The 20,933-nt window shown below is 44.6% G+C and carries 18 protein-coding genes; 6 read left to right on the top strand and 12 right to left on the bottom strand.

Annotation, left to right across the window (positions count from 1 at the left end; translation table 11 throughout):
• Positions 1 to 6: 6 nt before the first annotated feature.
• From ACN9MT_RS06855 to ACN9MT_RS06820, 8 genes are all read right to left on the bottom strand, one after another.
• Positions 7 to 486, bottom strand: coding sequence for a hypothetical protein (locus ACN9MT_RS06855; protein WP_214769636.1), 480 nt, complete (start codon positions 484 to 486; stop codon positions 7 to 9).
• Between the two features lie 10 nt (positions 487 to 496).
• A complete protein-coding gene (locus ACN9MT_RS06850; RefSeq protein ID WP_426273115.1) occupies positions 497 to 1,669 on the bottom strand; it encodes a hypothetical protein in 1,173 nt (390 codons plus the stop codon).
• A gap of 74 nt (positions 1,670 to 1,743) precedes the next feature.
• Entirely contained in the window at positions 1,744 to 2,409 is a 666-nt protein-coding gene (locus tag ACN9MT_RS06845) for a hypothetical protein (protein ID WP_426273113.1), read from the bottom strand.
• Positions 2,410 to 2,435: 26 nt separating this feature from the next.
• Positions 2,436 to 3,011 carry a hypothetical protein gene (locus ACN9MT_RS06840; protein WP_426273111.1) on the bottom strand — a complete coding sequence of 192 codons (576 nt, stop codon included), beginning with the start codon at positions 3,009 to 3,011 and terminating at the stop codon, positions 2,436 to 2,438.
• Positions 3,012 to 3,117: 106 nt separating this feature from the next.
• Positions 3,118 to 3,840 carry a DUF2750 domain-containing protein gene (locus ACN9MT_RS06835; protein ID WP_426273109.1) on the bottom strand — a complete coding sequence of 241 codons (723 nt, stop codon included), beginning with the start codon at positions 3,838 to 3,840 and terminating at the stop codon, positions 3,118 to 3,120.
• A gap of 30 nt (positions 3,841 to 3,870) precedes the next feature.
• Entirely contained in the window at positions 3,871 to 4,527 is a 657-nt protein-coding gene (locus tag ACN9MT_RS06830; RefSeq protein ID WP_426273107.1) for a hypothetical protein, read from the bottom strand.
• A 29-nt stretch (positions 4,528 to 4,556) separates the two neighbouring features.
• The gene (locus ACN9MT_RS06825; RefSeq protein ID WP_426273105.1) at positions 4,557 to 5,096 is read right to left on the bottom strand and encodes a hypothetical protein; all 540 of its coding nucleotides are present in this window, start codon (positions 5,094 to 5,096) and stop codon (positions 4,557 to 4,559) included.
• A gap of 16 nt (positions 5,097 to 5,112) precedes the next feature.
• Positions 5,113 to 6,411, bottom strand: coding sequence for a suppressor of fused domain protein (locus tag ACN9MT_RS06820; protein ID WP_426273103.1), 1,299 nt, complete (start codon positions 6,409 to 6,411; stop codon positions 5,113 to 5,115).
• A gap of 1,090 nt (positions 6,412 to 7,501) precedes the next feature.
• On the opposite strand from ACN9MT_RS06820, the gene ACN9MT_RS06815 reads away from it, so the two are divergent.
• From ACN9MT_RS06815 to ACN9MT_RS06795, 5 genes are all read left to right on the top strand, one after another.
• A complete protein-coding gene (locus tag ACN9MT_RS06815; protein ID WP_035408336.1) occupies positions 7,502 to 7,741 on the top strand; it encodes a hypothetical protein in 240 nt (79 codons plus the stop codon).
• Positions 7,742 to 7,850: 109 nt separating this feature from the next.
• Positions 7,851 to 8,237: a hypothetical protein gene (locus ACN9MT_RS06810; protein WP_426273101.1), complete on the top strand. Its 387-nt coding sequence runs from the start codon at positions 7,851 to 7,853 to the stop codon at positions 8,235 to 8,237.
• A gap of 170 nt (positions 8,238 to 8,407) precedes the next feature.
• Positions 8,408 to 10,300, top strand: a complete 1,893-nt coding sequence (locus tag ACN9MT_RS06805; RefSeq protein ID WP_426273099.1) for a DUF5776 domain-containing protein — start codon at positions 8,408 to 8,410, stop codon at positions 10,298 to 10,300.
• Between the two features lie 145 nt (positions 10,301 to 10,445).
• A complete protein-coding gene (locus ACN9MT_RS06800) occupies positions 10,446 to 12,020 on the top strand; it encodes a glycosyltransferase (RefSeq protein ID WP_426273097.1) in 1,575 nt (524 codons plus the stop codon).
• Positions 12,021 to 12,180: 160 nt separating this feature from the next.
• The gene (locus ACN9MT_RS06795; RefSeq protein WP_426273095.1) at positions 12,181 to 15,705 is read left to right on the top strand and encodes a CDP-glycerol glycerophosphotransferase family protein; all 3,525 of its coding nucleotides are present in this window, start codon (positions 12,181 to 12,183) and stop codon (positions 15,703 to 15,705) included.
• 58 nt (positions 15,706 to 15,763) lie between these two features.
• Here ACN9MT_RS06795 and ACN9MT_RS06790 read toward each other — a convergent pair whose 3' ends face one another.
• Positions 15,764 to 17,791, bottom strand: a complete 2,028-nt coding sequence (locus tag ACN9MT_RS06790) for an acyltransferase family protein (RefSeq protein WP_426273093.1) — start codon at positions 17,789 to 17,791, stop codon at positions 15,764 to 15,766.
• 204 nt (positions 17,792 to 17,995) lie between these two features.
• Positions 17,996 to 18,670 carry a permease gene (locus ACN9MT_RS06785; RefSeq protein WP_426273091.1) on the bottom strand — a complete coding sequence of 225 codons (675 nt, stop codon included), beginning with the start codon at positions 18,668 to 18,670 and terminating at the stop codon, positions 17,996 to 17,998.
• A gap of 169 nt (positions 18,671 to 18,839) precedes the next feature.
• Between ACN9MT_RS06785 and ACN9MT_RS06780 the strand changes: the two genes are divergently transcribed.
• Entirely contained in the window at positions 18,840 to 19,823 is a 984-nt protein-coding gene (locus ACN9MT_RS06780; protein ID WP_308101378.1) for a ketoacyl-ACP synthase III, read from the top strand.
• A 46-nt stretch (positions 19,824 to 19,869) separates the two neighbouring features.
• Here ACN9MT_RS06780 and ACN9MT_RS06775 read toward each other — a convergent pair whose 3' ends face one another.
• Both ACN9MT_RS06775 and ACN9MT_RS06770 read right to left on the bottom strand, forming a co-directional pair.
• Entirely contained in the window at positions 19,870 to 20,400 is a 531-nt protein-coding gene (locus ACN9MT_RS06775) for a GNAT family N-acetyltransferase (protein ID WP_214729755.1), read from the bottom strand.
• Positions 20,401 to 20,462: 62 nt separating this feature from the next.
• The gene (locus tag ACN9MT_RS06770) at positions 20,463 to 20,933 is read right to left on the bottom strand and encodes a DinB family protein (protein WP_308101375.1); all 471 of its coding nucleotides are present in this window, start codon (positions 20,931 to 20,933) and stop codon (positions 20,463 to 20,465) included.

Below are 20,933 nucleotides of genomic sequence, written 5' to 3'. Positions count from 1 at the left end.
CCTTTTTCAATCCCACTGACACGATACGCTTTGATACGTTTCAAACTGTAGATACACGAGTTGATTCGTACCAAGATGAGTGAGTCTGAGTGATTGTTGTGATGGTTGCGTATAAGCCAATTCGAATCTGACACCTTCGATTTTCTTCAATAAAAAATAAGCCCAGTGCCGATCGTATTCATTCTCAGACAAAACATCCCATAACGCATCCTCACAACAATTCGCCTCGTAAACATACAATTTCATGATCGTATTCTCCGCTATCACGGGTAACCCCGCAAATACGGGAACGTTCGGAATTCGGGGCTTCTGTATGACCAAGGTATAGCCATCTTTCAGAAGACGATCCAATTGTTCGCGGCTATCCGGTATCTCCTCTTTGATGACGGAAGACGGGAGTTCTCTGATTCGGATCGGTAACCCCACCTCATATTCAAAAGGATCGTCGAGTGCGAGTAAGTCTTCACGGGAATAGATTGTTTTCATGAAATCATCCTCACATTCTTTTATGTAGTGCTTTCAGGTTACACGCGCGCCACGCATCACGGACGATATCTTGGAAAGTCGTCGCCTGGCGTTTGAGTTTCAACGTTCTATAGTCGAAGCGATAGACGGCTTCGTTTGGACGCTCTTTCAATACTGCGTAGTATTCGTCCTGTCTAAACGATGAGCCAAAAAAGAAATACTTATAACGGATCGCATCGAACTCGGTTAACGCGTATTCCGCTAGACTGACGGAGAGATTGCCTTGGATCTCATGCGATAACCCGTTCCAGCTCGTCAACGGAATACCGTATAAGTTCAACTCTTCGGCAAAACGCACACCGTTACAGACTCTCAAAATATCTTTATACCACTCCGGAATCGCAAAATGATTGGTCTCGAATGCTTGGATACGAGCTTCTGGACAGGGACTTTCCACTGCCACTTGATAGTTTTGAATGGAGGATGAATAATCATACAAATACAGTTTGTGCTCCACCTTCTGACCTTCAATCGGAATACTGTACTTCAAGGATTTTTGATCGTTCACATAAAATAATCGCATCGCCTGAAGGATACTCGTAAGAAAGGCATCGTCAGGCAAAGCAGTGTTCTGATGATTCAGTCGTGGTACGTCGACGTCTTCCAGCGATAATTCTTCCTCGTCATCGTGTTCTTCAAAAGCTTCATGTTCTCCGAGGACGATCGCGATGCCTATCACGTTCCCGTCTTCTCGGCGGACGAGGACTTCATAGTGTCCGTCCCCCATCAACTGAACGGCGACACCGAACGGAAACAGGAAGATCTCGTCTTCCATCATTTCGTCTGAAATTGCGATATAGAACGGGTCGATTTCTTCGTCGAACTCCAAGGTATTTCGAATCTCCCAGTCGATGGCTTCCCGTCTCCCGTAATCAGCTGTGTTCATGACAACGAGCTGCGCTGAATCAACAACGACTAGATCGGATAACGGCTCGAAATCGAATGGAGCCATCTTCGTTTTTTCGTTCACCGTTAAGTAAAGCAAATTGATTGATTCAAACTCATCTTCGTCATAGAAGACCGTCCAAATCGAACCTTGTTCAACTTGAATTGTCACGTTGTACCCAATATCCGGCTCAAGGAAAGCCGGATCCGAGACGATGAGATTTCCTTCCTGACTTGTAAACGTGCCTAATTTTTTCATGGTGTATACCTCTTTCTTAAATATAACGGTGAGGGGGCATTTATAACCTGTTAATGCTATTAGATTAATCAAATTTAATTCTTTAATTCTTGTTGCATGCGCCACTCCATGAATCCAGTGGTGTGCTCTTGCTCAAAACGAACCCAGTACGTTAAGGTTTGATTCAACTTCTGCCATTCGATGATACATTCCGATTTGAAAACTACATCATCGAGTTGCTCGATTAGCAACCGAGCCTCAGTTAAAAATGCTACATCTTCTTCTATTTCTCCTAAATACAAATCTTCATCGAGATGATGGAAGGAATACCATAACCCGTATAAATAATGGTCAATCATTCTCTCGATCGCTAACTGCTCCCGCCTTCCCCCACGCGTAATTGCCTCTTGTAAGTAGATGAAACGGTCATCTTCATCAAAAAAGAGACCATACCAGCGATACGGTCGAACGTCATCCGGCAACTCTTTCATCCACTGATTCAAGATAGGTTTTAGAAGGCGTTTTTGTATCGGATGAATCAAAAGGACCGAAACTTCTGACTCTCCTTCACACGTTAACAGCAACCAACTCACAAACGTCCGTTGTCTTTCGAAATCCCACGCATTCGCTTCTTCAATGAATTCGTCGATATGTACTAACCACTCTTTGCGCAAGCCGCGTTCTTTCGCAAGAAGAGCATTATGTAAACGTGGTATCTCAGAAACGATAGGATCTTGTAGTAACTTATTTAGAAGCGACATGTTTCATCTCCTTTTAAAGAGTGCTATTATTCCACTTTCATATTTTTTCTTGTTTTTCGAAGATGAGACCATAATAATACTCCCGTGCTTATCGAAAGAATCGGGAAAAGATACGGGATGTACGATTCCTGCTGATGAATCACGTGCATGAAAAAGTAGCTAATGAAGCAGACACTTCGAAGCCATGTAGGGAGGTAACCTTTACTGAGAAAACCTAAAAACATCAAGAGAATACCCATTCCAAATACTACAGTTGGTAAGACAGAGAAAGGTGTTACTAACTGAAACAGACCTAGTCCTATAAGTAGATAGGCGAACCACGATGTCCGTCGTCGAAACTTCTCGCGTTCCTTTCGTCCAGGTTGCATCCCGTAGATATCATCTTGTCTGTATCCCTCCGCCCGTTTCTCTGCAATCAATTCATTCAGTCTTCGTTTTGCTTGACGCCGAAACGTATACCGTTCTTCGATTGAATCACTGACATCTTGATCGAGCTTCCATTGCTCGGTGACACCGTAATACATCTGAATCGTTCGACCATCGCGATACATGAACCAGAAATAGGTGATGCCATCTACTTGCTTACTAAGTGTGACAATCATTTTTTCATCATCCTTAATCCATTAAGTTAATCTTCTTTTATCCATAGCGATAGATACGCCACACATCTGACATTCTATCGACTTGTTTCAAAACGCCCAAATCCTATTAACCTTCTAAATCGGCTAGGACATCTTCCGGATCAAGTTCGATCCCGACGAGCTCTGGTCCCCAGTTCAAGCCACAATACAGTCCGTCGTCAATCATGTTCGGTAACCAGCCATGCATGAATAAATTCAGATCCAAGCGAATTAGATGATAGTCCGCCCATTCCTTCATCCGCAACGCTTTCGCCCCTGCTTCCGTCGAAAAGAATAACAGCACGTCCGTTTCCTCTTGATTCGACGGACAATACGCCCAGCCCGACTGTTCAAACTTCGATAGACCATAGACAGCGTCCGTTTCATGAACTGTCTGTAAGAAGTCTTCTGCTTGTTCCGCACTCTGCTCCATTTGTTGTTCCTTTTCAATGAACGCCATCAACGTTGGTGCTACCGGAAACAGCTCTTGTTCCTCATGATCCCACCAGACGATCGTCTTTGTGTCCGGAAATTGATACCCGAGTTCGTCACCCGTTCCGTCCGCCGCAATCCGCAAGAACCCTTCTGGATACTCATCTGCCTCTGTCAAATTGACACGAACAAGGTCATCCCATGTCCGTTTGATATGCTGCTCGTCCTTGATCGGATGAAACTCCCAGTCACCGACGCTAAATTTGTTTTCGCGCTTGTATATGTTTCGTAATTCTTTCGGAAGCTCGCAACCGAGTGCTGTCTCTACCTCTTGTAGTCTCTCTTCTGTAACACCAGGTAATCCATTCTGATATGTCATTCTGTATGACTCCTTTTGTCTTCAATTGAATTATTCGAAGGTATTTAGTACATGATCAATCTGATAATCCGTTGGTAAAATCGCTTGTAGCTGATCGACGTTTTGAAAGGCATCTCCATTCGAAAACCACATGAAACCGAGCGCATCATGTGACGGAAGGATGAACGGTAATCTATCACGTGCATCAATCACATGCGTGTATTTCGCTTCTTTAAAGATCCATTTTCCAGAGGTTTTCAACTCAAACGTGGGGCGAGCGAACGTGATGAGGAACGTTTCACTATAGGCAGCTCGAAAAAAGGACTCTTCTAAGACGAAACGCAGATCGTTCGCATTCAACACTTCGATACAACAGTAAAAACTGGTGCGCCAATGATCGCCTTCGTACCGCGGATGTTCGTGGCATACGAATGGTCGCGATTTTAAACGTTCTAAGAGGTGCATCTCATCTTCTCTAATCTCATCAAAATTAGTCGTGATATATAAAGGAAAATGATTGTAGCGAACTAGCGTGTCATACAATACCTCCTCCGTCAATTCACTCGTAAAGCTACCTATTGTATGGTCACAACACATGATTTCGTAGATAGTTTGCAAGTGACCAAGCACATTGATTTCGGATGTCTGAAGCATACGTTGGATACTCTTCGACTGAAAAAAGTATTCATCGATCGTCAGCTCGTTCATACTGTTCCTCCTATCTGTGTCGTCATTGCTCAATTTTTTCGGTTAAAGTTTTTCCCTTCAGGATAGAGCCCGGTCAAGCGTCTGCCATAATGAACTTTTGCCTGCCCCATCCGAAGCCGTGTCAATCCATACTGTTTCTTAAAATATTCAATGACGGGTTGGACGATCTGAGATGGTTCGAGGACATGAAGGACGAATTCGATGGCTTCCGGACCATAATCATCCTCAACAAAATAACCGTTGCCGATTTGAAAAAGAAATGTATGAAGGTCGTCTTCGATATTCGAACGATGCTCAAAGATGACTTCATATTCTGTATCTTGACAAAAGATTTCGACGACAATCTCATAGTAATCTGCTTCTTGAACGACGGAGTAACCGTCTTTTTCTTTCTCCGCTACGAGCTCCCGAATGTAGGCATCCAGATTGAAAAATCGCGAGAACTTCTGCTCGCTCATTGGTTCTTCCAACCGCTTTCCCATAATGCCGTGAAACGTGTGAAGTGTCCGTCCATCCTTCTCGAATAACAAAAAATGATTCTGACCGTCGATTTGTTTAATGAGTTGCATGCAGTTCCTCCCGTTCTTATAGGTCTGCGAACCATTCTCCATTCAGCTGGCGAATCACCGTATCGCTTGGTAACTGTTGTCGCAGTCGTTTCGCCCAGTCTGTACGAAGATCATACGCGAAGTGTTCTTCGTTCGAGAGGACATAAAGCATTCCACCATCATGACCGACGATCACGACGGTCGTCTCCTCTGGATAAACGAATCGATCTTCTAGGACACGTGTTTTTCGATACGTCGTTTCGACCTCTCGTTGAATTGACAAACGATCGGAATATGAAAACATGAACAGTTCGTTCATTAATGCAGCTGCATAGGCTTGCTCAAGGATGAGTTCGAGCATCTTAGCATCTTCAATCTTGACCGTGAAGTAATGACTCTCCCACGTCGATGTTCGTTTTCCGCGTAACCATCCGTCCGTTTGTTTTTGCTTAGACAAGACATGTGAAGTGAACGACATTTGATGTTGCGTGAAGAACGCTTTGTTGTCTTTGTCTTCTTCTTCAAAAGCAAAAAAGGTCGTGTAGATCGGAAAACGATTTTGATGATTTAGAAAATCAAATAGGAAGGTTTGAGTTTCGACCGCATTCCCTTGTGCTTCCGAATCAAGGTCAATGGCATATGCTTTTTTTAATGGTCCGTCTAGCAATAATGGTCGTTGAATTTCATCTTCAAAAAGATTATCTGTAATCTCACACTCGAGAACGAGGAGTTGTCTTTTAGCGTTCAATGCTTCGATTGCTTCTTCTCCCACGAGCGGATGCCGCTTTAAATTAAGCAACTGCATCTCAGTTTCATATAACATCTCATTAAATTTCTCAGTACCGTATTGTTCGATGTATGCGACTTCTGAAGCAAAGATCGGTACAAACCAGACAGGTAGTACCGTTTCCGGTTCCCCGAATGCCACGTCTCCTTTATGGACTTGAAACGATTCTTCAAAGTAGAATGGTGTCGTCACGTATAGAGCAGCGAAGCCGTACTTCGATAACAATCCATCTGGCATCGGTAAATACTCACCTAGATCATAAGCGTGTCCAGTCTTCCATGCTTCTAGCGTCAAGCGATAAACCAATTCAATCAAGTCCGACTCAGCATCTTGTTGCATGACGGATAGCATCACTTCTTGATGAACGATAGCACCATTCTCGAATTGTAACGGATGGCGTAACAGTCCAAGTGACGTCATCGTGATAGCATTAGCAAACGGTGCATTTTGAAACTGCAACAATTGAATCGCCTGCTCTTGTAATTCTTCAATTTCTAGATGACCTGTAATTTCACCGCAATGAGCTTCTAAGTGTTCGATGTAATTCATATTTTATATCCTCATTTCAAGACATTAAAAAATGTCATTTTCAAAAAGTATCTTCTACCATATATTATATATTTCATAATACATTTTTGGGATTTTTTATTTTTTATACCTGTTACTTTAATGTTTTATTTAGTTGCACAAGATGGACGCCTTAGTTCGAAAATAAGAACTGCGCTTCATATGAAAGACGATTAGAAAATCGATGAACTGTAAGCATAAAATCCTGTAAAGCGGTATTTCTTACTTAGGTAAAGAATATCGAGACATCTGAAAATGTCAAAAGATGACTCCGGTTCAATACCGAAGCCACCTCATAGTAACGAAAAAGTTAAAACGACTTTTTTAAAGCGTCCATTTGTTAGGCTGTACTCACATGTACCGTTTTCGTTCGAAGAACTTTCCTTCGATCCATGTCCAAATCCGAATTGCTAGGTAAACATCAATTATGCCAATGATTAATGTCACAACAATCATGAGAACACCACTGTATTCAAAAACGAGTAGAGGATGCAAAATTGTAAAAACGACACTCAAAAGAATTGGAATTGTGATACCCATCCAAATAGAATTAAACAATAGTGCCTTCCACATCCAAATCATTCCTTTACTTAGAAATAGATTGTTTAAGTTTAGCATGTGATAAACAGAAAATGTGAAATATGTGTAGATGCTTTAATAGCACAACCGCTAGAACTCAAAATATGGTTAAAAGAAGATGTGCTACGAATCCTTCAAAGCAATTCATCGAAGAGTTTGAGGAGTTTTTTATTTTTATATTTCTTCGCATAATCAATGACCGTTTTCCCATTGTATCCTGATGATTTGGATCTACTCCGTACTGTAGCAACACTTGAACGACCTTAGCGTGATCCTAACTAACTGCTAACATCAAAATATGCCTCATTTGGATTGAACGGATGTATAGGTACAGGTATTCCTCTTACAGTCCTTCCTCGAAATCTCTATAAATCAAAATCCAATTTAGTTGATATATTCCATTTTGATTACAATTTTAATTTAAAACACTTTTATGTAAGCGTTATCATTATACTGTATACGGTACTTATTCTTTATTTAGGAGTTGAATCGAATGGATACGGTCATCAGTCATTATTCGAAATTCAAATGTCCACGTTGTCGCGAGAAATTCAAGGATGAGATTCTCATTGAAGATTTACATAGTGTAGCGTACGAAGACCGGCGCTTAGGTCTCGAAATCCAGTATGACTTTTCTTCGGAAGTCGCTTGTCCGAACTGCCATCATCAATGGCTCATTGAAGGCAATGTCTGGGAGTATCCTGAAGGCGTCATCGATGCCATCGAACTATAGTGCGACCAACATGAAACACTTCCCTTTTTCTTAAGTAAGCTACATATGAAGTGTTGCCTTGATGTACACTATCGGTAATACAGAACGTGTACTTCGGAGGTGTTCGCATTTGAAAAGTAAACTTTTATTTTTACTGCTATTTTCGATCGTCTATCTAGCAGGGTGTAGCGATTACGATCAAGACGGAAATACGACTAGTGAGGAAGCAAAAAAGAAATACGATGCAGCCATCAATCAAGTCTTTAAATCGGAAAACCAGTACTTAAAGAAACAGCAGGACAACAGACAATTGAAGCGAAACACCGGTGAAACGGGCGTCATCGTCTATGAGGATCAAGATTTAATTGAAATCTATTACAATCAATTATCTGGACGTGAGACAGCCATTTATCAGAAAGACGGATCAAATTACGCGCGGAAGACATATACGAAACAAATCAACCGTAAAATTGATTCCTCTGAAAAAAAATACCTTGAGAATATTGGAATCAAGTAATTCCAATCCTATAAGGCTGATGTATTACCTGTTTAAATGGTCGATGACTCTATTATTTAATGGAGTCATCGACCATTTTCGTGTTTTCTTACCCTTCTCTTTCCTTCATCTGTTTTAAGGCACAGTTCAGGGGGTATTTTTTAATATTTAGTTTAAGGTGGGAATTACTGATGGAAAGAACCGCATCAATCATTATTCCTGTATACAATAAGGCGACATATCTCTCAACTTGTATCGCATCGATCCAAGAACTCATGCTCGATCACTCAACAATCGAAGCGATTTTCGTTGATGACGGTTCGACGGATGAATCGTTATCGATTCTCCACACGGCTGCACAAACGATGGATTTCATTCGCATCATCGAACTTCCTGAAAATACGGGCAGTCCTGCACAACCGCGAAACGTCGGAATTGAAGAAGCGACAGGTACGTACGTCACGTTTTTAGATGCTGATGATCGTCTCGACCCAGTCGGATTCCCTCAACTCGTCGCACAAGCCGCTTCGCATGATGCCGATATCGCATTCGGTCAAACGATCAAACATACCGACACGTCGATTCAAAAGGTTGGTCGCTTTGCATCGTTTACGACAGCGAATCAGCTTGTTCCGTATGAAATCGACAAAGTGTTCCGCGCGGTCGGACCTCCGGGGAAAATTCTGAAGCGCTCCGTCTTGCTTGAACATAACATTCGGTTCAGCGCGATGCAGTACGGTGAAGATAAACTCTTCTTCTTTGAAGCCATCTCGAAATGCCAAACGGCTTCGATGAATCCGGCACCGGTCTATCACGTCAATCGTTTCGCGATGAATGATTCGCTTGTCGGACAAACAAGTATTTTCGAAAAGACGACCTTCAATTTACAAGTGCTTGAGAAAACGCTCGAACTTGATATTCCGGCAGTTGCTATAACCCATGCATTGAGTCGATTGATCGAGATGGACTTCCTCTCCCGACTGTTCAACAACAAGCGTTTCCTTGAGCATCCGCAACAGCAGACCTTTTTTGACCTGTTCCGCGAAATGATTGCCGTTTTTGAACGCCATGGTGCAGATCCAGCGGATTTCATTTTCGATGACATCTTTCAAAAACAGTACACCTTACTTCAGCAAAAAGATTATGACAGCTTCGTCACCTTCATCACGCTGCTCGTCCAAAAACATAAAGCCCGGCGATATGTATCGGAGAATCGTCTTTATTACCGGATGCCTCCTTCGTTGAGTCATCTCGGTCCTGTCCTTGAGCCATTCTTTGCTACGTATGCAGGCACGCGTCTCGTTGATGGTCTCTTCTATGAAGTCGTACAATTACTCAAAGACGACATGTCTTCGGTCGATCAAGTTCTCTTAATCGCACCTAACGATGAAACAACGGAGACCGACGTACCGTTCCATATCGAAGGGACTGAATTGTTTATTCCGACGGAGGCACTCGAACCGCGTTCAGATCCATTCCAATTGATGCTGATCCATGACGACTATCATCCGTTCGTCGTCCGGATGACGTTACCGAGTAGTGTCGACGAAATGCATTTGCATTATCAGCAACTTAAAGTCGAATTTCGTCCCGAGGAACAAAAATCACCGTCACAGAAAATCGACGCGACGAAGTATCATATCGAAGCACCGCCGCAAGTCGTCGTACTCGAGAAAGCCTTTTTGTATGATGACCTCGAATTCGAGCATAAGCAAGCAGCGCTCGAAGTCGGACAACTCCTGAAAATTAGTGATCTACAGTTGACGCTTGCTGGCACACCACGACTTGTCACGGCTGATGGGGCTTACGTCACGGCAAACAAAAAATATGTCCATCTTCCGCCTGTAATCGATAACGAGACGTATCTGACTGTGCCTCCAGCAACAGTCCGGATTTTGAAGACATGTAAACAGTACGCTGATCGCGACTTTAAAAATGAATTACCGACGAAAAACACACCCGATACAGTGGTTCAAATTGAGAAGGTCGTCCTGTCATCGAAAGGCACACCACGCTTGAAAACGGCTCAGGATATGTACATCACAGCCAATCGATCATTCGTTCTACCGATCAACGAAGCTTAACAATACACCTAGGGATAGAGAGATCTCTTTCCTAGGTTCCTTATTATTCCAAAAAAGTATGCTATAGTATGGGCAAGGTTCACCGATGTGCCCCACATTTCATGCTGCTAAATAAAATTGTAAGCGTTATATAAGGAGATGCCCTATGACACGAGATTTGTTTTTTACATTGAATACGTTAGCTGCCCAGCGTGGCGGTTTATCAAAAGCAGTCATTAAACGCGCGAATGCGATCATCGCGGCTGATCCCGAGCGAAACGTGACGCTCGTGACGTTCGGGATTCAACCGAATCTCGAAACAATTCGTCAAGAGATGGTCGAAGCACGGTTGCTTGATCCTCGCATCCAGGTCGTCAACGTCATCAATTATTTAGCACGTCGACAGGCAGACAAACGGTCCGTCGTTTCTTCGAAAGCCGAATTGATTCCGCGTTGGGAAAAACGGTATACGTTGTTCCTCGATGCGAGCCGTGCCGAAAAAGATTCCTATCGATTGTTCGACAATGGTACATACGTCCAGTACGCTCGGTTTGACGTTAACAATCAGCTCAGCTTCATCGATTATTTTTCAGAGAATCGCCATCGCCTACGCCGCGAGGAATACCTTGATAACGGGCAGTTGGTACAGACGATCCAGTATTCGCTTACATCGAATAAGCCGGTCTCTCGTTCCTTCTTCCACTGTGATGGAACGTGTTATTTGACGATTTGGCATAAGATCAACTCGGCGGATTGGAGCCATCTGTTTTATTTCGAAGCCGGTCAGGAAAAACAGTTCAATGATCCAGCGATTTTTAATACCTTCGTTTTGAACAAGCTGTTAGATCAACATGACGCGGTCTTGATCTCATCCGAATACCGGGATCGTCTTGCCAACCTACCGAAAAAAAATTTGGATGCGGTCATCCTAGACATCAAGCATCCGAATATTAAAAAGATTGCCTTCGGGCATAGCAATCACTTCGTGTCGCCCTTCAATGAGACAGCAGCCGTCAGTGGTGTCTGGGATACATTATTCGGTCGCATCGACGAGTGGGATCGTGTCATCACGGCAACACCTCGTCAACAAGCGCATATGACCAACCAGTTCGGTCATCCGGAAACGTTCCATGCGATTCCACACGGTGTCGGTGCTGTTCCGGAAGCCGACTACTCGGTACTTCCTGAACCTGATCCGAATCGGTTCATCGTTGTCTCGCGCATTCAAATCAAAAAGGATGTCGCTGCGAGTGTCCGTGTCATGCGGAAGATCGTCGACCACCACCCCAATGCCTTCCTTGATTTCTATGGCTTCGGTTACAACGATCAGCTCGAAAAGGATCTCCATGCTTTGATCAAGGAATTGTCATTAACGAAGCACATCCGTTTCAAAGGGTTCGTCACGAACATTCAAGACGCTTATCATGGTGCTGTCGCAACGATCTTTACGTCGCAATCCGAAGGGTTCGGGATGGCAATCCTTGAGAGCATGGGTCACGGTGTTCCGGTCATTGCCTACGACGTTTGTTACGGTCCCCGTGAAATCATTGAGCATGGAACGACTGGATTTATCATTCCACCTGGAGACTCGTCAGCCTTTGCTGACGCAGCGATTCGCTTGATGGAGCAACCATCCCTAAGACGTCAAATGGGCGAAGCCGCCTTGCATTCGGTTGAGCGTTTTTCGGATGATCTTTTCACGAAAAATTGGCTGATGCTTTTGAATCAGCTCGACGAATAGTTAGTCGACCTCCTCCCCTGTGAGGAGGTTTTTTTGTCTATCCACCAAAGTCCGCATTGTTTTTCAAATTTTAGGATGTTTTAGCTATTGATTATGATAGAATGCTAAGGGAAGATAACGCTTTCATATAACATCTTTTAGTAGGAGGTTCCTTGATTCCATGCTTTTTAAATCTGCTCTCCGGGTGCTCCAATTTGGACATTCCGTACTTCCGAAAAAACAAAAAAAGCTTAAACGATCGGCATTAAAAGAATCGTTAAAGATTCAATCTTCGCCGACAAACTATACGCTATCCGGTCAATTGAATGATCCGTTGCTGACGATCACGTCGTTACGTATCCGCGATCGATCGCAAGAGACGGTCCTTGAAGTGCCGAACCAACTGGACGATCATCGCTTCACCTTTCAGCTGTCGCATTCAATCGTGTCTCAATTGAGTCAGCATGTTGCTCAGATGCAAGAAGAGGCGGACGTTCCGACGGTCGAAGAAGACGGTCTCGCTGAGATCGAGTCCGTCGAAGCCGATCAAGATACGCTCTATCCGATTGGTCGTTTTGCGCTTTGGCTTACGTTCACGAAAAAAGTTGAACACCTCACACCGGAGCAATTACAGAAATGGGAATCTGACGGCTTACCGAGTCATGCTACGCTCGACGCGTCTGTCTTCACCCGTGAGATTCTGCTAGGACGTTTCCTTGATACGCAGATCCCTGCGCCGCTCGCACCGTTGATGGATGAGACGTTCAACGAATTCGTCCAGTTGTATACGGATTTAAAAGGCAATCTGCGTCTATTGCTGAATAAAGAACCGCAGATGAAGCCGAAGATTCAAATCGATGCGGTCCATAATGAGACGAAGGCGACGACGGTCATCAGCGGAAAAGCCTTTATGCGTCATGCGTTCATCAAGACGGGACGGTTGCTCCTTGTTCACCGAGAGAGTGGCGATCAAGTCCCTGTCCCAATCGATTGGTTGTACCAAAACGAGGCAAGTGCGAAAAAATTCGGATTGTATCGCTATCATTACACGGCGAAGATTCACTGGTCGCACCTCCATCAAGCAGCCCAATTGCAAGAAGGGGTTTATGATGCTTTCATCACGCTCGATTTCTATCACCGATCGAAACCGAAATTACACCGTCTCGGTCGTGCCCGTTATATCACGCGTCAGCTGACACCGGAAGCGTTAGGGAAAGATGAGACGTCGACGATGCATATCATTCCGTACTACACGGTCGGTCACCGGAATCTATCATTTGAGATGACCGAGTTCACGAATGAAAATTACGCCTATCTGAATCATCTGATGACGTTTGCCCCGCTCTACCGGCTGTTTGCCGAGAAGAACACGTGGCTCGTCGGAGAACGTCCATATAAAGCGCAGGACAATGGTTACCACTTCTTCAAATACATGCGCGAGACCTATCCGGAGCGACCGGTCTATTACGTCATCGATCCGGCGTCGAACGAATATGCGCAAGTCGCTCCGCTCGGAAACGTCTTGCCGATCAAATCGAAGGAACACATCTATCACTCTTTGATGGCAAAGAAGGTCATCGGGACACACCACGCGGAATACTTGTATCCGCTTCGCTCGGAGCCGTTCAAACGCAAGATGCGTGCAGATCGTGTCTTCATCCAACACGGGGTTCTCGGAACGAAGAACATGAACAATCAATACGGGAAATTTGCTGCTGCCTTCGACACGGATTTGTTCCTTGTCAGCTCGGAGCGGGAAAAACGACTCGTCACACAAGATATGGGATACGCTGAGCGCGAGGTCAAAATTACTGGCTTGTCTCGCTTTGATGCACTCTTGAAAAATGACGTCCCGGTCAAACGCCAGATGCTCGTCATTCCGACGTGGCGGTCGTGGCTACAGACGCCTCTCCAGTTCTTCGAATCAGAATACTATCAGCAGTACCAAGCGTTCCTATCGAGTGACCGTTTGCATGCGTACGCGAAACAGCATCGTCTCGAGATCGTTCTTTGCCTGCATCCAAACATGCAGCAATATTCGAGTCACTTCGAGAACTTACCGATCACGGTCATCCATCAGGGCGAACGCGATGTTCAAGGATTGTTAAAGGAGAGCCTCTTGCTCGTCACCGACTATTCGAGTGTCGCTTTTGACTTCAGTTTCTTAAAGCGACCGGTCCATTACTTGCAATTCGACCCGAAACGCTTCATCGGTCCTCTCGGTTCGTATCTCGATCTAGAAAACGAATTACCAGGTCGGATTTCAAAAACAATCGATGACTTGTTCGAGGATCTCGACGCGACGGCACGCCGTGATTTTAAGATGGCGGATGAATACAAACGACGCGCTGACGTCTTCTTGACGAAAACGGATACGACTTACTCTGATCAGGTCTATCAAACAATCGCTAATTATACGAAACAGACGAGTCTTTTAGAGAAGATTCAGACGAACGAGGCGGCGAACATCCTCTTTAAGGTCTATCGTCGTAGCCGGTTCTACTTCCCGACGATGAAGGCTGGATACCGACTCATGCAACGCGTCTTGCCGGTCGACCCGAAACTCGTTGTCTTCGAGAGTGGGCTCGGTAAACATTACGCGGACAGTCCGCGTTACATTTATGAGGAACTGAAGAAACAAGCACTCGGCTACAAAGTCGTCTGGATCTATAACAAGAAGCTTTATCTCGGAGATCCGAACGCAAAAGTCATCAAACGCTTATCTCCTGCCTACTTCTATTACATGGCGACGGCGAAGTTTTGGGTCAACAATCAGAACTTCCCGCATTACATGACGCGGCGAAAAGAGACGACCTACATCCAGACGTGGCACGGCACACCTTTGAAGAAGATGTTGTTTGACTTAGACGAGATCCATGGACGGGACGAAGGCTATGTCGAGCGTGTAACGAACGCGATCCAGCAATGGAGCGTCCTCTTGTCTCCGAGTCCCTATGCGACGAACATCTTTAGAAGTGCGTTCCAGTACGGGGGACCGGTCGTCGAGTCTGGTTATCCGCGAAACGATCTCTTCTTTACGGCGAATAATGCGGCGACAATCGAACGGATCCGGACGCAGCTTCAACTGCCGGAAGACAAGAAAGTCATCTTGTATGCACCGACTTTCCGTGACCATCAGTCGCTTGGTAAAGGGAAGTTCTACTTCGACTATCCGTTTGATTTCGACCGGGTCGCAGAAGCGTTAGGCGATGAGTATGTCTTCTTGATTCGGACGCATGTGCTCGTCACTAAAAAGCCGAAGATTCCAGCGCAGCACCGGGAACAGTTCATCGACGTGACAACTTATCCGGATATTCAAGAACTATACTTGATCACCGATCTACTGATCACGGACTATTCTTCTGTTTTCTTCGACTTCGCGAACATGAATCGTCCGATGATGTTCTATGCGTATGACCTTGATCTCTACCGCGATACGCTGCGCGGGTTCTACCTCGACTACTACAACGATCTTCCAGGACCGATTTTAGAAACGGAAGAGGCTTTGCTTCACGCCTTATCGGACATTCCGCGTCTGACGAAAATGTATCAAGCGCAACTCGATGCATTCCGTGCGACGTACGGTCCGATGGAGGATGGGTTTGCCGCTTCTCGTGTCGTCGATGCGTACTTCAAAACGGATCAAACGATGCGCACTCAAACCCTTGAATTACTTGAACAACCAGACGGCAGTTACTCTGTTTGACCGATGATATGAAAAAACGGCTTGCACCCTTTTCTGGATGCAAGCCGTTTTACATATTTTATTCGTCCGTCGCTAATTTTTCTGCGAGGACCTCGTTGAGCTTTTTCTTGAACATCGGAGCAAAACTTTCCGCATACGTATTCGTCATATGGCTGTTATCGCGATAGATGACGACATTGCCGATAACGGGACGGTACTCGCCTTTGACGTGGAAGTAACGCGTCAAATCCAGCTTATGGAGCGACTGGTTCGTTTTTTCGAATTGTTTCCAATACGCCTCATCCGTTTGATTCGGTTGAGCGTTCATCTGTTTCGTCGTGTCAGCGATGCTTGTCGTTTCCAGTGCCTCGAGCACGTTGAAATCGTATCGTGGATTGTCTCGAAGCGCCAATCCATCAATACCATACTCGTCCTTGACGAACTGCATCTGGTCGACCATTTGTTGATGGATGCTGTCTTTTGAAGCATCCGCTGCCGTCACGTGCGAGATGATCAAATCGACATCGGCATCTTTCAAATAGTTCAGGACGTTCTGATTCCATATCCCTTTTAGCGAGTCCGGTTCATAGCCGGTTGAAAAACGTGTTCCTGACCGCGTCAGGTTGAGTAAACGGATATCCGTCCCTTTGATTGCTTCATGTAAGGCACCGAACCATTGCTCCGAGTGCGAGCTACCGACGAGTGCGATCGTTGCTTTATAATCCTTCGTCTTCCCGTATTCGCCGACTTTTGCTTCCGTCTTTTGCAGCCCTTGGTTGCTACCATCCGTATGGACGAGGGGTAAGTCATTGAAGACGTTCGCATACGACGGGAATGGGTCTTGCTTCGGTACAGACAATGCCTGCTCGATCGCTAAGGCACCCGGATATTTATTCTTACTGACGGCTTGTTTCAGCTCTTGTTCTTCCATATAAGCGAATCCGAGTAATGATCCGATTAACAAAACGTTGACCGTCAACAGCGCACCTAATTTCTTGAACGCTGTCCGATTGACGGTCGAAGTCCGGATTGGTTTTTCAATCCATTCCGTCATCAGATACGATAAGCCGATCGACGAGACGATAATCAATGTGCCGATGAGCAGACCAGGTGTTTCTTGGACGTTGTAGCGATAGAACTCAAGCAGTACCCAGTGCCAGAGATAAATCCCGAAGGCAATCCCCCCAAGTTTGACCATTGGTTTAGATCCGAGGAACCGTTTTAATCCGAACTGTGTCTCTTGCGTCCCTGATAATACGATCATCAAGGCGCATGTCATTGGCCAGAGTGCGATGTAACCAGGGAACATTTGCGAGACATTAAACAGGACGCCGGTCGTCAGCAAACCGATCAGACCAATCCAGCCGATAATCGTTGCCACCCATTTCGGAATACGGATCGCCGATAAGTTCACGCATAACAAGCTGCCTAAGGCGAATTCCCAAACCCGTGTCGGCGTAATGAAATACGCCCATGGCTGATTGACTTCAGTCAGATAGATCGAGTACGCGAGTGACGTGACGAACAAGAATCCAAGCAGACCATTGAGGACGGCTTTAATTGAGCGAATCTGATATTTGTTCATCATCCATAAGATGAACGAAAACAAAACGAACCAAATCATATAAAATTGCCACTGGATCGATAACGCCCAAAAATGTTCGACGGGTGACTTCATTTGCGTCGCGTCCAAGTAATCAGTACTTGAGACGGCGAGTTGCCAGTTTTGATAAAAGAACATCGAGGCGACGACTTCACGAATCGTTTTACCGAGAATCGATGCTGGTAATAAAAACGTACTTAATACCAAAACGACTCCTAAGATGAATAAAACCGATGGCAACAGTCGTTTCAGCAACTTTGTCACATACGGCAGGAACTTGAACTCTCCTGTCCGGTTGATCGTCGAGATGATTGATGTCGTGATTAAAAAACCCGAGATGACGAAGAAGACATCGACACCACCTGAGACACGATTGAACCATATGTGATAAATTGCGACGAGTAAGGCAGCTACCGTGCGTAGACCTTCGATTTCTGGACGAAACCGGCTTTCAATATCAATCCGTTTCTGCCCAGACTGACCAGATACTTTCCATTCTTGCATGCTTCTATGTCCCTCCATCTACTTCTACACCTACGAATCCTGATGATTGCAGCGCATTTCTTGTACAGTTCGGTATGTACTCACCATTTCAAGAAAACGTTTCCATTCACTATGATAGAACATATTTCAAAAAATACAATGCCAATGAACTATATTGCCGCAAGAAACTTGGAAAATATGTAAAAGAAGTGCGTCGGTTACGAATTACGCTAGAAATCGATGCAAGTAGTCGTCAAAAATCCGTCGCATGACTTTTGGTGTGTTCTCGATATAGATCCGCATCTGTTCGACGTTTGCTTCGACAGCACCCTCGTTCTTCTCTTCGGTCGGAAAATCGGAAATGCCTTTGATGATGATACATTCAACGGCATTTTTCTGACAGATGTACGCGACAGCCCCCGCCTCCGTATCGGCAATCGTCAGACCGTTATCTCGCAGTTCGATATAGTCTCGCCACATGACGACAGCGCGATCAGCCGTTCCGATCGTTCCGAGATGAAAGTCGTTGCCATATTTTGAGACGTCGAGATTGATGACGAACGATGGTTTAATGAGTGGTTCAATCTCTTTGACCGTACAATCATATTGAACGGCACGATCTGGAACGATGATGTCAAGTTCGTCGTACCTCGGGTCAATCCCGGCACACGTTCCGGCAACGATGACCTTCGTCAATGAGAAACGGAGGATCATATATTGGTTCGCACCGATGCCATTTACTTTTCGAACGCCTGTGCTGTAAAACAAGAGCGTTTCCCCATTCATCTCGCGCGTAAAGTATTCACCATACGGATAGACGATTCTTTCTTCAGGCGAGACATGAAAATATGCAATCGTCGCGTCGAACTCCCATGTGGTGGCGATGCTGATTCCAATCATCCTTCCTTACTCCTTTCGAGCATCCGCTAAAGACCGCTCTTTTTTTCATCTAATCGAATTGATGATGTGTACGATAAGTTATATTCCTTGTGTTTAAACGAAAATTCGCTTAAATTAGTACCTAGTACTAAAACCAAGTATAACATCTTTTTACAGGGAGGAACCATTTATGACTGCATATCATGCTCGAGTAACAGCGATCGGCTCTTACGTTCCAAATCAAATTATGACGAACCATGATTTAGAGAAACTAGTAGAAACAAATGATGAATGGATAGTGCAACGCACAGGCATCAAAGAACGAAGAATCGCGGGTCAGACTGAATCGACAAGTGATCTTGCCTATCAAGCAGCCATGAATTTAAAACAGCGTTACAATACAGAATTTCAAGATGTTGATATGATCATCATCTGTACGATGACACCCGATTTTAAGACACCAAGTACTGCATCATTGGTACAAGCAAAACTCGGTATCAATCATGCAGGTGTAATTGATTTGAACGCCGCATGTGCAGGATTTACATACGGATTACACCTGGCGAACGGGTTAATTTCATCTGGTCTTCATAAAAAAATTCTCGTCATCGGAGCAGAAACACTCTCTAACATCACTGACTATGCCGATCGAAACACATGCATTTTATTTGGAGATGGTAGTGGAGCGGTTCTTGTGGAACGCGATGAAGTCCAGTCTGACTTTATTTCATTCTACTTGAACTCGGAAGGGGAAAAAGGAGCCAGTCTCTATTGCTCGAACTTGTCAAATCACATGTTCGAAGATCCTATCATTCCCACTAATAAACTCATCCAAAATGGACGCGAAGTTTACAAGTGGGCGGTCAGCACGGTTCCTCGTGGAATGAAACAAGTAGTGGATCAGGCATCGATGACTTTGGATCAAATCGATTGGTTCATTCCGCACAGTGCAAATCTACGCATGATTCAATCGATTTGCGAAAAAAGCAATGTTCCTTTTGATAAAGCGCTTTACAGTCTCATCCATTTCGGAAATACCTCCGCTGCCTCCATTCCCTTATCTTTAGATATAGGTGTTACCGAAGGGAAAATCAAAACGGGTGACTTGCTTCTATTATATGGATTTGGTGGCGGTTTGACACAAGCTGGATTACTAATGAAATGGAGTCTGTGATTCATACAAGGAGGAAGTACAGATGCATCGTACTTCCTCCTTGTTTTTAATTCTGATGACGGACAAGCGTGGTAATATCCAGCCATTCATATGCTTCATCTTTAACCGTGACATTCCCAAAACGACTCTGGCGATGATCTATGTATTTACCTCCGAGTCGTTTGTAAAATGCTCGTCCCGACTCGTTCTTTTTCATTACCCAAACTAGCATCGAGAAGACATCTGCTTTCAGGAAATGAGCAGCGATAGTCGCCATCAATTTTTTGCCGATCCCTAAACCGTGCGCTTCAGGTAATATATAGAGGGCAGATAACTCTCCTATCCGTACTCCATCATCAGCATGAATCTGAGCTGCTGCGAATCCCACTGTGATTCCCTGTTCGTTCAATACCACATATAGGAACGTATCTTGTGAGGAATCGTTCAAAAACTGTGTCCATTTTTGTTCAGCTCGTTGAACCGAGAGTTGTTTCAAATATACATCGGGTACTAAACCGGCGTATGTCGTCCTCCACGTATCAACGTAAATTTTTGCTATTACCTTCATGTCTTTGGACGTGGCTAAACGTATATTCAAGAATTTCATCCCCCTAGCATCGGTAGCTCATAGTACTACCATTATTTTCTCATTCACCTACCTTAGTCCCAAATCCGCACACGCTCAATGTCTGCCGTTCTCAAATAATCGAGTAGCTGTCCTGTATGCACTGCTTCATGATAAGCAATTCGTAACAGCATATCACCAAGCGAACGGACATAACCTGATTCGGAACGATCAATCTGGACCGTTGCTAAATCTGATTCCGGTAGTCGCCCGACATATGTCATGAATTCCTCCCGATAGACCTCCGCAAAGTCTAGCTCTTCTTGCACGGATACGAAGTCACGCCCTTCAAACGGAGACTCATACGACGATAGACTGCCTCCATTTTGTAAGGCTAAGTAATAATAATACTCGCTATCTAACACATGACGGATCATCTCAAAACACGTCATGGCGTTCTCATCCGGTTTCCAGTTCAGCTTATCTTCAGGAATCGAACACCAGACTTTGATGCTTCTTCTTCTCACTTCATTTAAATTCCATACCATCCAATCCTTTGCGTTCAT

The organism is Exiguobacterium sp. R-17, assembly GCF_049913315.1.
Lineage (GTDB): Bacteria > Bacillota > Bacilli > Exiguobacteriales > Exiguobacteriaceae > Exiguobacterium_A.
This window is presented reverse-complemented; position numbering and strand designations above follow the sequence as displayed.